General features: G+C 69.5%; 11 protein-coding genes. 7 read left to right on the top strand and 4 right to left on the bottom strand.

From position 1 onward, the window contains the following. Positions 1 to 260: 260 nt before the first annotated feature. Together ABTZ89_RS25975 and ABTZ89_RS25980 are read right to left on the bottom strand one after the other, a co-directional pair. Positions 261 to 1,532: an MFS transporter gene (locus tag ABTZ89_RS25975; protein ID WP_351049296.1), complete on the bottom strand. Its 1,272-nt coding sequence runs from the start codon at positions 1,530 to 1,532 to the stop codon at positions 261 to 263. Between the two features lie 10 nt (positions 1,533 to 1,542). After that, a complete protein-coding gene (locus tag ABTZ89_RS25980; protein ID WP_351049299.1) occupies positions 1,543 to 3,018 on the bottom strand; it encodes an amidohydrolase family protein in 1,476 nt (491 codons plus the stop codon). Between the two features lie 72 nt (positions 3,019 to 3,090). Between ABTZ89_RS25980 and ABTZ89_RS25985 the strand changes: the two genes are divergently transcribed. Genes ABTZ89_RS25985 through ABTZ89_RS26010 form a run of 6 tightly spaced genes read left to right on the top strand, consistent with a single transcriptional unit; the run spans position 3,091 to position 8,844 of the window. Further along, a complete protein-coding gene (locus tag ABTZ89_RS25985; protein ID WP_351049302.1) occupies positions 3,091 to 4,128 on the top strand; it encodes an Lrp/AsnC family transcriptional regulator in 1,038 nt (345 codons plus the stop codon). 57 nt (positions 4,129 to 4,185) lie between these two features. Further along, positions 4,186 to 4,809, top strand: a complete 624-nt coding sequence (locus ABTZ89_RS25990; RefSeq protein WP_270950224.1) for a TetR/AcrR family transcriptional regulator — start codon at positions 4,186 to 4,188, stop codon at positions 4,807 to 4,809. Then, a complete protein-coding gene (locus ABTZ89_RS25995; RefSeq protein ID WP_351049306.1) occupies positions 4,806 to 6,062 on the top strand; it encodes an NADH:flavin oxidoreductase/NADH oxidase family protein in 1,257 nt (418 codons plus the stop codon). The genes ABTZ89_RS25990 and ABTZ89_RS25995 overlap by 4 nt, the downstream gene beginning before the upstream one ends. Before the next feature lie 16 nt (positions 6,063 to 6,078). Beyond that, positions 6,079 to 6,534: an SRPBCC family protein gene (locus tag ABTZ89_RS26000; RefSeq protein WP_351049309.1), complete on the top strand. Its 456-nt coding sequence runs from the start codon at positions 6,079 to 6,081 to the stop codon at positions 6,532 to 6,534. 52 nt (positions 6,535 to 6,586) lie between these two features. Beyond that, entirely contained in the window at positions 6,587 to 7,459 is an 873-nt protein-coding gene (locus ABTZ89_RS26005; protein ID WP_351049312.1) for an AAA family ATPase, read from the top strand. Next, positions 7,456 to 8,844 carry a vWA domain-containing protein gene (locus ABTZ89_RS26010; protein ID WP_351049315.1) on the top strand — a complete coding sequence of 463 codons (1,389 nt, stop codon included), beginning with the start codon at positions 7,456 to 7,458 and terminating at the stop codon, positions 8,842 to 8,844. Before ABTZ89_RS26005 ends, ABTZ89_RS26010 begins: the two co-directional genes overlap by 4 nt. A 71-nt stretch (positions 8,845 to 8,915) precedes the next feature. On the opposite strand, the gene ABTZ89_RS26015 is transcribed toward ABTZ89_RS26010, so the two are convergent. Further along, positions 8,916 to 10,094, bottom strand: coding sequence for an acyl-CoA dehydrogenase family protein (locus tag ABTZ89_RS26015; protein ID WP_351049318.1), 1,179 nt, complete (start codon positions 10,092 to 10,094; stop codon positions 8,916 to 8,918). 63 nt (positions 10,095 to 10,157) lie between these two features. Then, positions 10,158 to 11,567, bottom strand: a complete 1,410-nt coding sequence (locus ABTZ89_RS26020; RefSeq protein ID WP_351049321.1) for an amino acid permease — start codon at positions 11,565 to 11,567, stop codon at positions 10,158 to 10,160. A gap of 180 nt (positions 11,568 to 11,747) precedes the next feature. Between ABTZ89_RS26020 and ABTZ89_RS26025 the strand changes: the two genes are divergently transcribed. Beyond that, entirely contained in the window at positions 11,748 to 12,449 is a 702-nt protein-coding gene (locus ABTZ89_RS26025) for a TetR/AcrR family transcriptional regulator (RefSeq protein WP_351049323.1), read from the top strand. The last annotated feature ends 56 nt before the right edge of the window (positions 12,450 to 12,505 follow it).

Genomic DNA, 12,505 nt, shown 5'->3' on the forward strand with positions numbered 1-12,505 from the left:
GGGGCCCCATGGACCCGACACGCCGACACCTGTGGACAAGTCGTCCTGCCTGTGGAGAACTTCCGCAAATTCAATGGAAATCGGATGTCCGATTTCCATTGAATTTGCGGAGGGTGCGGTCTGTGACCGCGAAGCACGGCCGGCACCGCGCGGTGAAGGTCGCATGCGCCGCAGGCGCATAGCCCGCCCTCGGCACTCGCACCGCCACGCAGAGAGCGGATGGAAAACCCTCAGTGGGAACTGCGGATCCCTGGCGGGCCTCACCGGGCGGGCAGGCGGTTGGCGTAGATCGCGAGGCTGCCGATCAGGAGGAGGGCGACCATGGACAGCAGGCCGACCACCGTGCTGCCCGTGGCGTCCTTGACGAAGCCGATCAGCGTCGGGCTGACGAATCCGCCCAGCAGTCCGATGCTGTTGATCAGCGCGATCCCGCCCGCCGCGGCCGTGCCCTTCAGGTACTGCGACGGCATCGCCCAGAACACCGTGTACGACGCCCACATGCAGGCCGTCGCGATGACGATCGCGATGAGCGACACCGCGAAGTTGCTGGCCGTGAACGCCGCGACCGCGAGCGCCACGGCGCTGAGCAGCGCGGTCACCGCACTGTGCAGGCGACGTTCCCCGGTGCGGTCCGAACGGCGGCCGAGCACGATCATCAGCACGATGGCGAACGCGTAGGGCACGGCCGAGTACAGGCCGATCGTCACGGTGTCGGTCAGCCCGTTCTCCTTCAGGATCGTCGGCAGCCAGAAGCTCACCGCGTACAGGCCGCTGATCAGGCAGAAGTACCCGACGGCCAGCAGGTACACCTTCGGGTCGCGCAGCACCTGCCGGAAGCTGTGCTGCCCCTTGTCCTGGTCGACGGCGATGTCCCGCCGCAGCTGGTCCTTCTCCGCCGCGCTGAGCCACTTCGCCTGTTCCGGCGTGTCCGCCAGCGTCTTCCAGACGATGAACCCGAGCACCACGCACGGCAGGCCTTCCAGCAGGAACATCCACTGCCAGCCGTGCAGTCCGGCCACGCCTTCGAAGTTCGTGATCAGCCAGGACGAGATCGGTCCGCCGAGCATCGAGCCGATCGGGCCGGGCAGCATCAGCAGGCCCATCGCCGCCGCCATCCGCGCCGGCGGGAACCAGTACGTCAGGTAGAAGATGATGCCCGGCGCGAACCCCGCCTCGAACACGCCGAGCAGGAACCGCAGCACGTAGAAGCTGGTCGCGTCGCTGACGAACATCATCGCCGCCGACGTCAGCCCCCACAGCACCATGATGCGGAAGATGGTCTTGCGGGTGCCGATCTTGGCCAGCAGCAGGTTGCTGGGGACTTCGAAGATCACGTAGCCGAGGAAGAAGATCCCGGCGGCCAGCCCGTAGACGGCCTCGCTGATCCCGATGTCGGACTGCATGTGCAGCTTGGCGAACCCGATGTTCACCCGGTCCAGGTACGCGAAGGTGTAGCAGAGGATCAGCAGCGGGAGGATCCGCCAGCTCACCCGCCTGTAGAGGGCGTCCGTTGCCGCAGCGGTCTGGGTCATGTCTGCTCCGTCAGTCGCGGTGACGACCGAAGACCGGGTCGCCCGGCAGCCGGTCGAGTTGGATCTGCGCATCGCGGACCACGAAGGTCCCGCCCACCAGCACGTGGTCGACGCCGGTGGAGGTCCGCACCTGGGTTCCGGTGGCGGGGCTGGCGATGGTGGCGGGGTCGAAGACCACGACGTCGGCGTCGGCCCCGACCTGGATCCGCCCCTTGCGCTGCATCGCGGGAGCCGCCGGTTCCAAGATCTGGGCCGGCAGCAAGGTGCACCGGCGAACGGCCTCGCCGAGCGACAGCACGCCGAGCTCGCGGACGAGCCAGCCGAAGGTGCGCGCGTAGCAACCGACGCTGCGCGGGTGGGTGTGCACGTCGTCGGTGACCGGCCAGGTGTCGTCGACCTGCCCCATCAGCGGCACCGCATCGGAGGCGATGGCGGTGTCGGAGAACAGCAAAGACCGTTGCAGCGTCTCGAGATCCGCCGGCGAGGACTCGTCCAGCCAGTCGAAGACGATCAGCTCACCGGGGCTCTTCTCGCGCAGTTCGGCCAACCGCGCGGCGTTCGCGACGCGCTCCCCCGTCGCCACGCAGAGGATGTTCTCCGGCTTCATCCCGAGCCGGTGCAGCTTCTCCGGCGCGAGGAACGCCGCGCCGATCACGGTCGACGCCGAACCGTACGGGTAGGCCTCGGTCGTGACCTGCACGCCGTAGCCGCGGGCCCGGTCCACCGCCGCCGCGATGTCGTCGATCATCCGGTTCGACGTGCTGTTGAGGTGGCACATGTGCATGTGCGCGCCGGTCCCGGCCGCGGCCGCGATCACCTCCAACGCGCCCTCCAACGACGTTCCCGGTTCTTCGGTGGAGATGAACCGGGTGTGCGTGAAGGTCGGCACGCCCAACCGGGCGGCCAGCGACGCGACGGCGAAGTACTCGTCCCGCCCCGAGTCCGGCGCGTACCCGACCAGCATCCCGATGCCCAGCGCACCGTCGCGCACCTGCTCTTCCAGCAGGTCCAGCACCCGCGCCTGGTCCCGCGCACCGACCGGGAGCCGCCAGTTCGGCGCACCTTGGTACTTCGCGAACACGTCGAACGACCCGCCCGGTTCGGCGCCGTCGAGCAGCCGCATCCGCGCCAGCGCCCACCCGGCCGAGAACCCGAAGTTGATGGGCCGACCTTCCGCTGCCGCCCCGGCGTAGGCGTCCCGGACCGGCAGGGCGCCCGCTTCCAGCTCCAGCGCGGTGGTGACGCCGTCCATGGCCTGCAGCCGGAGTCCGGTCACCGTCTGCGCGTGGCTGTGCATGTCGATGAAACCCGGTGCGAGCACGCGGTTCGAGACGTCGACGACGGTGTCGCCGCGGAGCGGGTCGGTGGTGACCGCGGCGATGCGCCGACCGTCGACGCCGACGTTGCGCACCGCGTCGAGCCCGGTTTCGGGGTCGATGACCCGCGCCCCGGCCAGCACCAGGTCGAAGTGTTGTGGATCGCGCATGCGAAGCAGCGTCGGAGAAACCTCGCCACAGCACGCCCAGAACGATGGATTTCCCCGTTCCACCCCGCTTGGATGTCTGAAAACGACACCGGAGGCGCCGTGCTGGACGAAGTCGACCTCGCGCTGGTGGACGCGCTGCAGATCAATCCGCGGGCGAGCTGGACGGCGCTCGCCGAAGTCCTGGAACTGGCCCCGATCACGCTGGCCCGCCGCTGGCAGCGGCTCACCGACGCCGGAGCGGCCTGGACGACGGTGGCGCTGGGCAACAGCGCATCGCGGGGCGCGACCGTCGAGTTCGCCTGCGCGCCGGGCACCGCGACGCAGGTCGCCGAGCAGTTGGCGGAACTGCCGCACGTGATCACGGTCGGCGTGACCACCGGCGAGTACCAGGTGTTCGCGCTGATCATGGCCCCGTCGCTGGCGGCGATCTCCGACGTGCTGCTGCGGACCCTGCCGACTCCGCCGCAGGTCACGAAGGTCCGCAGCCACGTCTTCGGCAGCACCTTCGGCGGCGTCATCTGGCGGCTGGGCGTGATGAACCGCAGCCAGGCCGACCAGGTCCGCGAGCAGATCGGCCCGCCACCGCGCGAGATCCGGCCGTTCGGCGCCGAGGACCGCGCCCTGTTCCTGGCGCTCGGCCACGACGGCCGGCGCAGCTACGCCGATCTGGCCGCGGAGCTGAATTCCTCGCCGCAGGCGGTGAAACGCCGTCTCGACCGCCTCCGCCGCCACGGCGACATCGCGTTCCGCTGCGACGTCGCCCGCCCGCTAGCCGGTTGGCACGCCATGGCCCTGCTCTGGCTGACCGTCCCGGACACCGAGGTCCACCAGGTCGGCCGCGCGGTCGGAGCGTGGCCGGAAACCCGCCACTGCGCAGCGGTGACCAGCCCGGCGAACCTCGGCCTGATCGTCGGACTCCGCTCCCTGAACCACCTCGACGACCTCCTGCTCCGGCTGGCCGAAGACCACCCGAGGGCGAAGGTCGTGGACCGAAAACTGGTGCTGCAGATGACGAAGGTCCACGGCCGGATCCTCGACGACCAGGGCAAGAGCACCCGAGTGATCCCGGTCGACCCCTGGGCCGCAACAGCTCCCAGCAGCGAGCTGTGATCGAGCACACGTAGTGGAGTGGATGTTCTAGAGTGTGCGCTCCAGTACGGTCCGGCTGTGGCTCGACCTCGACTCCACTCGCTCGACGACCTGCTCGACGTCGCCGAACAGCTGGTGACCAGTAGTGATCCTGCCGGGTTGACCTTACGCGCGTTGGCGACCAGTGCCGGGGCGTCGAACGGCACGATCTACCACGCGTTCCGCTCGAAGGAGGACCTGCTCGCGAAGTTGTGGCTCCGCGCGTGGTCCCGGCTCGGCGAGCTCATGAACGAGGCGCCCGCAGCCCACGAGGGCGGGATCGAGGCCGTGGTGGCGGTCTCGCTCGTGCCCGCCGAGTTCGTGCGCCGGTTCCCCACCAGCGCGCAGCTCTTCTTCACCCAGCGCCGCGACCAGCTGTTCTCCCCCGAACTACCCGCGGACGTCGCCGAGGAGCTCAACGCCACGCAGCAGTGCTTCGTCGACCTGCTGATCTCGCTCGCCCGGGGCGTCTGGGACCGCGGCGATCGGGAAGCCGTCGAGGCGATCGCCGTCTGCGTCGTCGACGTGCCCGGCGGAATCCTCCGCCGCGCCCTGCTCGAAGGGCGCAGTCCCGACGAGGCCACCGGGCGCCGGATCGAAGCGGCCGTCCGCGCGATCCTCGCCCTCGACCCTCCCCCACCGCAGGAGAGAGGATCCAGATGACCGGCACCGCGCAGGGCCTCGACCGATCGGTCCTGGCCCGCCCGCTCAAGCTCCCCAACGGTTTCGAGATCCCGAACCGCCTGGCCAAGGCCGCGCTCAGCGAAGGCCTAGGGCGCCGCGACCTCTCCCCCGGCGACCGGATCAAGAACCTCTACCACCGGTGGTCCGGCAGCGGTGTCGGCCTGACGATCACCGGGAACGTCATGGTGGACCGCACCGCGCTCGGCGAACCGGGCAACGTCGTCGTCCAGGACCGCCGCGACTTCCAGGACCTGACCGAGTGGGCCGCGGTCGCCAAGTCCGGCGGATCCAAGGTCTGGGTGCAGATCAACCACCCCGGCCGGCAGACTCCCCGCACGCTGACGTCCCGTCCGGTCGCGCCGTCGGCGATCGCAGTTCCGGGCACCGCAGGCGTTTTCGCCCAGCCTCGCGAGCTCACCTCCCGCGAGATCGAGGACCTGATCGGCAAGTTCGCGACCACCGCGCGCATCGTCACCGAAGCCGGTTTCGACGGCGTGCAGATCCACGGCGCACACGGGTACCTGATCAGCCAGTTCCTGTCCCCGCTGTCCAACCAGCGCACCGACGACTGGGGCGGTACTCCGGAGAAGCGCCGCCGGTTCGTCGTCGAGGTGCTCCGCGCGATCCGCGCCGAGGTCGGGGCGGAAACGCCGGTCGCGATCAAGCTGAACTCCGCGGACTTCCAGCGCGGCGGCTTCGGCGAGGACGAGTCCATCGAGGTCGTCCACGCGCTGGCCGCCGAAGGCGTTGACCTGCTCGAAGTCTCCGGCGGCACGTACACCTCGGCGGCGATGCTCGGCGTCGATCCGTCGCTGAAGGAGAGCACCCGCAGGCGCGAGGCGTACTTCCTTTCCTACGCCGAGCGGGTCCGGTCCGAGCTGCCCGACCTGCCACTCATGCTCACCGGCGGTTTCCGGACCGTCGACGGCATGGTCGACGCCCTGGACTCCGGCGCGGTCGACGTCGTCGGTCTCGGGCGACCGCTCACCGTTCAGCCCGACTTCCCCGCCGAGCTGCTGGCCGGGCGTGCCGACGAGAGCATCGTCAATCCGCGCCGCAGCGGCATCCGGATGCTGGACAACCTCACCGAGCTCACCTACTACAGCGTCCAGATGCGGAGGATGGCCGCCGGGAAGGAACCGGCGCCCGACCGGCACGCCGCCCTCAACGTCGGCCAGTACCTGCTCAACAACGGTTTCGAGAGCCTGCGGAGGCCGCGGCGCGGCCACTGACCGGAAGGGGAAGCACGTGCACACGCTCACCACCACCCGGACGATTCCCGCTCCCATCGACGACGTCTTCGAGGCCTACGTCGACCACGAGAAGTTCTCCCAGGTCCCGCTCGTCCGCTCCTGCGAGCTGACGCGGCGGGGCGACACCGAGAAGAACGGGCTCGGCGCGGTCCGCGAGCTCGACTGCGGCCCGTTCCAGTTCCGCGAGGAGATCACCGGCTTCGACCGCCCGCACCGCATGGAGTACCGCATCCGGGAGTCCCGGCCATCGCTCGAGCACACCTTCGGCCGCGTCGACCTGGCCGAGGTCCCCGGCGGCACCTTGGTCATCTGGACCACGGTCTTCGGCGTCCGGGTCCCGGTGGTCGGCAAGCTCGTCGACCCGGTCCTCGGCATCGCCCTGGGCATCTCATTCGGCCTGATCCTGCGCAACGTGGAGAAACGGGCGATCGCTTCGGCGAATCGGCGCTGACACGGACGCGACGACGTGTCAGGCTGCTGACCAGTAGGGAGAAGGAGAGGCCGTGTTCGACACCTCCGACGACGTCGGCACCAAGCTGTCCACAGTGGATTACCTGGCCGGGACCGCCACCGCCACGACGGTGTTCCTGGCCGACCGGCTCGGCAAACCGCTGCTGATCGAAGGTCCCGCCGGGGTCGGCAAGACCGGTCTGGCGCAAGCGGTCGCCTCGGCCACCGGCGCGGAGCTGATCCGCTTGCAGTGCTACGAAGGCCTCGACGAGGCCCGGGCGCTGTACGAGTGGAACTACGCCACGCAGCTGCTGCGCATCCAGGCCGGGCGGGACGCGGACTGGGAGCACACGCGCGCCGACATCTTCACGCCCGAGTTCCTGCTGGAACGCCCGCTGCTGGCGGCGATCCGCCGCGAGGGGCCGACGGTGCTGCTCATCGACGAGGTGGACAAGGCCGATGTCGAGTTCGAGGCGCTGCTGCTGGAGGTGCTGTCGGACTTCCAGGTCACCGTCCCCGAGCTCGGCACCGTCCAGGCCCGGCACCGCCCGTTCGTGGTGCTGACCTCCAACGCCGCCCGCGAGCTCTCCGAGGCGCTCAAGCGGCGCTGCCTCTACCTGCACATGGACTACCCCACGCCGGAGCGCGAGCGCGACATCGTGCTGACCCACGTCCCGGCGCTCGGCGAGACCTTGGCGGGCAAGCTCACCGAGGTCGTGGCCGCACTGCGGAACCTGGAGCTGACCAAGGCCCCGTCGATCGCCGAGACCATCGACTGGGCCCGTTCGCTGCTGGCGCTGGGCATCGACGACCTCGACGACCCGGCGCTGGAGTCCACGCTCGGGGTGGTGCTCAAGCACCCCGGCGACCACGAGCGCGCCCTCGTCGGGCTGGGGCTGCGCGGCGCGGAAGCACCGCGGCGATGAGCCTGATCGACCGGCACACCGATTTCCTCGCCGCGCTGCGCGAGCACGGCATCGCGGTCTCCACCGCCGAGGGCATCGACGCCGCCCGCGCGCTCGCCTCCGTCGACCTGCTGGATCGGGAGACGGTGCGGATCGCCTACGCGGCCACGCTGGTCAAGCGCCACAAGGACGTGGCGGTCTTCAACGCCCTGTTCGACCTGTGGTTCCCGATCGCCGTCGGCGAAGGCCTCACCACCAGCTCCGAGGTCGAGCAGGAGGTGGAGGTCACCGGCGCCCACGGCACCTCGCCCGAGCTCCACGCCATGCGCACCGAACTCGCCCAGGCGCTGTACACCGGCGACAACGCGGCGTTGGGGCAGATCGCCCGCCGCGCACTGTCGCAGTACGGCAGTTTTCCCGGCTCGGGCGGGAATCCCGGCTCGTGGTCACCGCGTGCCGCTTTGGAGCAGTTGGATCCGACAACGCTGCTGGCTGGACTGATGCGCACCGCCGAGGGGAAAGCACGGCCCCTCGGAACCACCGCCACCGCGACGAAATCCCGGTTCACCAGCCGAATCGACCGGTTCAAGCAGCTGGTCACCGCTGAGGCCTACCGGCGCATCGCCGAGCAGAAGGGCGAGCGGTACGTCGCCGACAACCTGACCGAACCCGCGCTGGACCAGGTGTCGTTCCTGGGCGCTTCGCAGGCCGACATGGCGGCGATGCGGCGGGCCGTCCACCCCCTCGCCCACCAGCTCGCCACCCGCATCCAGCGCAAACGGCGCCACGGCACGCGCAGCGGGACGCTGGACTTCCGCCGCACCCTGCGGTCCGCGCTGGCCACCGGCGGTGTGCCGATCAAGCCGCACTTCCGGCCGCGCCGACCGCACAAGCCGGAACTCGTGGTCCTGTGCGACGTTTCGTCGTCGGTGGCGAACTTCGCGCACTTCGCGCTGCTGCTGGTGTACACGCTCCACGAGGTCTTCTCCCGCACCCGGGTGTTCGCCTTCGTCCGCGACGTCCACGAGGTGACCGAACACCTCCGCCGCGGCCGCGACGCCGCCGAAGCCCTGGCCGCGGTCCGCCGCGACACCCTCCAACTCCCGGGCACCGGGACCGACCACGGCCGCGTGTTCACCGACTTCGCCGACAAGCACGGAGACGTGCTCACGCCTCGCACGGTCCTGCTGATCCTCGGCGACGCGCGCAACAACAACTACGACCCGGAGCTCGACGCACTAGCCGACCTGACCGACCGGTGCAAGCGAACCCTGTGGCTCAACCCGGAACCCAGCACGTCCTGGGGCACCGGCGACTCCGTGGCGCCCGAGTACGCCGACCTCGTCGAAATGGCCGAGTGCCGCAACCTCGCGCAGCTGACCGACCTCGTCCAGTCGCTCGCCTAGCGATGTAGGTGCGGTGTCGTAGCTGGTCAGGTTGCGTGAGTGCGGACGGTGATAAGAGCAACCATCGCCACTCACGAATACGGGACGAGGTCGAGGAATTCCCAGTGCGCTTCGGGCTTTTGGCCGCTGAGGGACTTTCCGCAGTTCTGCAGGACTACCGGGCCTGAGGTGACGTGCTGGCTTCCGGTGCCGAGGTCGCGCAGGAAGCGGTCGATCGGTCCGCGGCGGATCGCCGCCGATCCCGCCCACCGGTGGACCGTGCGGCCGACCTCGTGCGCGGTCCACGTCGCGTGGTTGAGGGTCAGCTTGATCAGCGTTTCCTGTTCGGTGCTCACCTGCTCGCCCGCGGCCAAGGTGTCCTCGATGCCTTGCCATTCCTGCATCACCCACGCCCGCGCGGAGCGGAGCTTGGCCTCCGCGGTCGCGTACTCCGCGTGGAACTGGGCGGTGTCGACGGCGGCGTTGTACGTGCCCGATTTGGCCACAGCAACCGACTTCAGCTCGTCCAGCAGCCGCCGACCGACGCCGAGCGCCCAGCCGGTGTGCCCGATCGCGGCCATGTTCACCAGGCCGATTCGGTAGATCGCACCGCCGTTGGCCGGGGTGGTCGTGGTGGCGACGTAAGTGTGCGTTTCCGGGACGAACACGTCGGTGCAGTGGTAGTCGATGCTGTTGGTCGCGCGCAGCCCGAGCACGTCCCAGTTCTCGACGAGCTCCACCTGCGACTTCGGCATCGCCAGCACCCGCAGCTCCCCGGTGCCTTCGACCTGGATCGCGCTGTGGATGTGGGTGGCCAGCGCCATCCCGGAGGCGAACTGCCAGCTCCCGCTGACCAGGAAGCCGCCGTCCACCGGAACTGCCCGGCCGGGCCGGGTGCCGTGCCCGGCCAGCCGCGCGTAGGAGCCGTTCGCGGTGCCGGAGAACAGGTCGTCGGCCGCGACGTCACCGAGGTAGGCCGCCGTGGTGCCGGTGACGTGCTGCATCGCCATCATCGTCCAGCCGGCCGCGGCGTCGTGGTAGCTGAGCCGCTCGATGGTCTCGATCATCTGCCGCGGGGCGAACTCGTGGCCGCCGAGGTCCGCCGGCAGCGCCGCCCGGATCACCCCGAGGTCCAGCAACGCCTGCGCGGTGTCCCCGGTGAAGCGACCGAGCTCCTCGGCTTCCGCCGCGTTCGACTCGAGGGTCCCGGCGAGTGCGTCGATCCGTTCGAGCATCGCCGGGAACTCCGAGCTGACGTGCAATCGAGCCATGGACTGGTCACTCCTCGTGAACGGTGCCGATGCACGGCCACCGTACCCAGGAGGTCCCGCCGCTCATGGTCGTTCGATCGAGATCGAACCGCGCTTCTGCCGCACCAACCCGACGGTCACGGCGACCGCGGCGACGGAGAAGGTGAGGAACAGCGAGTGCCGGGTGGACGGGTCGACGACCATGAGCGCGAGGAACGCCACCAGCGCGACGACCACCGCCCACGACAGGTACGGGTAGCCCCACATGCGCACCGTCAGGTGCTGGCCGTCTCGCTCGGTGCGGGCCCGGCTGTGCAGCTGGGTGGCCGCGATCGTCAGGTAGAGCAGGACGATCACGGAACCGCTGGAGTCGACCAGGAAGTCGAAGATCGCGGTGGTGGTGAAGAAGTAGTTCGCCGTGACGGTCGCCAACCCGGCCAGCGCCACCACGAGCACGGCGGGCACCGGCACCCCGGAGGCGTTCGACCGGGCGAGCACCCGCGGGCCCTCGCCGTTGCTCGCCAGCGCGTACAGCATCCGGGACGCGGTGTAGATCCCCGAGTTCAGGCAGGACAGCACCGCGACGAGCACCACCAGGTCCATGATCAGCCCGGCGTTCGGGATCCCCAACCGGTTGAGCACCGCCGAGTACGGGCTCTCGGTGATCCCGGCGTCGTCGTACGGCAGCAGGGTGGTGATCACCGCGATGGAACCGATGTAGAAGACCAGGATCCGCACCATCGTGGTCCGGACGGCCCGCCGCACCGCCTCGGCCGGGCGCATCGCCTCACCGGCCGCGATCGTGACGACCTCGGCACCGCTGAACGCGAAGGACACCACGAGCAGCGCGGGCAACACCGCGTACCAACCGTTGGGCGCGAATCCGCCCTGCCCGAACAGGTTCGTCCCACCGGGCGCCGGAACTCCGGGCAGCACACCGAAGATCGCCAGCAGGCCGAGCCCGATGAACGCGACGATCGCGACCACCTTGATCAGCGCGAACCAGAACTCCACCTCGCCGTAGGCGCGCACCGCGACCAGGTTCGAGCCGGTCAGCACCAGCATGAACACCAGCGCGGCGGTCCAGTCCGGCACCACCGGCAGGATCCCGTGCAGCAGCGCGCCGCCGATGACGGCTTCCACGCCGACGGTGACGCTCCACGAGTACGCGTAGAGCCAGCCGATCGCCAGCCCGGCCCAGCTGCCGAGCTCGCGCGAGGCGTAGCTGGCGAAGGAACCGGTTTTCGGTGCGGCGACGGAGAGTTCGGCGAGCATCCGCATGATCAGGACGACCAGCAGCCCGGCGATCGCGTACGCCACCAGCGCCGCGGGACCGGCCTTGTTGATGACCGCGCCGCTGCCGACGAACAGGCCGGCGCCGATCACCCCGCCGATCGCGATCATGCTCATCTGCCGGTCCCGGAGCGCTGGTCGCAGCCCGCTCGCTCCGGTGGATTCCTGGGTCCGTTCCGCGGACGTCGATTGATCGTTCATCTTGCCTCCAAGATGTCTCAACCGATCGATCGATCGAGAGATTCATGCACGATAGGTCCCGCAAATCGGAGGGTCAATAGCGACTTCTGCTGCCCACGCCCGATGTATCCGTGTTGTCACCGGTACGGTTGGAGGCGATCAGATCGATCAATCGACCGACAATTCGGGGAGCGCGAAGCGATGAGCGCACGAGGACGCGCGGGAGACGACACCCAGCGGCAGGTGTGGGCGGCGGCCGTCCGGCTGTTCGCCGCGCAGGGCTTCCACGGCACCGGCATCCGGGAACTCGCCGACGCCGCGCAGCTCTCCCCGGCGACCCTCTACCACTACATGGGCACCAAGCAGGACCTGCTGTTCTCCATCATGCGGACCTGCTTGGACCGGCTGGTGACGGCGGCCGAACGGGTCGCGGTCGACGGCGCCGAGCCGCAGGAGATCATCGCCAGCCTGGTGCACGTCCACGTGCTCACCCACGCGCTGCACCGCGACGAGACGACCGTGGTGGACAACGAGCTCGGGGTCCTGGACGCCGAGCGCAGGGCGACGATCGTCGAAATCCGGGACCGCTACGAGGAGTTCTGGCGCAGCGCGGTCGCGGACGGCTGCGAGCGCGGCGTCTTCGCAGTCCCGGACCAGCGCTTCGCGCGGATGGCGGTGCTGGAGATGTGCTCCGGCGTGGCGAAGTGGTACTCCCCCGAGGGCGAGGAGAACCTCGACGCGATCGCCACCGCGCACGCACAACTGGCGCTCCAGCTGCTCGGCGTCCCGGCCACCCGCCTCGCCGCAACGGCCCTCCCCGAGGCCACCGACATCCACGGCCTCGTCGAGGAGATCTGGCACATCCAACTACCGTCCATGCGAGCCCGAGCAACCCGCACCTGACCTGCGCTTCCGCTCGGAGTCCCGCAAATTCAATGGAAATTGGATGTCCAATTTCC

Source organism: Saccharopolyspora sp. NPDC002686 (genome assembly GCF_040295745.1).
Lineage (GTDB): Bacteria > Actinomycetota > Actinomycetes > Mycobacteriales > Pseudonocardiaceae > Saccharopolyspora > Saccharopolyspora oryzae.

Coding starts and splice junctions, on each gene's coding strand:
- ABTZ89_RS25975 (WP_351049296.1), bottom strand. CDS start 1,532: ATGACCCAGACCGCTGCGGCAACGGACGCCCTCTACAGGCGGGTGAGC.
- ABTZ89_RS25980 (WP_351049299.1), bottom strand. CDS start 3,018: ATGCGCGATCCACAACACTTCGACCTGGTGCTGGCCGGGGCGCGGGTC.
- ABTZ89_RS25985 (WP_351049302.1), top strand. CDS start 3,091: ATGTCTGAAAACGACACCGGAGGCGCCGTGCTGGACGAAGTCGACCTC.
- ABTZ89_RS25995 (WP_351049306.1), top strand. CDS start 4,806: ATGACCGGCACCGCGCAGGGCCTCGACCGATCGGTCCTGGCCCGCCCG.
- ABTZ89_RS26010 (WP_351049315.1), top strand. CDS start 7,456: ATGAGCCTGATCGACCGGCACACCGATTTCCTCGCCGCGCTGCGCGAG.
- ABTZ89_RS26015 (WP_351049318.1), bottom strand. CDS start 10,094: ATGGCTCGATTGCACGTCAGCTCGGAGTTCCCGGCGATGCTCGAACGG.
- ABTZ89_RS26020 (WP_351049321.1), bottom strand. CDS start 11,567: ATGAACGATCAATCGACGTCCGCGGAACGGACCCAGGAATCCACCGGA.
- ABTZ89_RS26025 (WP_351049323.1), top strand. CDS start 11,748: ATGAGCGCACGAGGACGCGCGGGAGACGACACCCAGCGGCAGGTGTGG.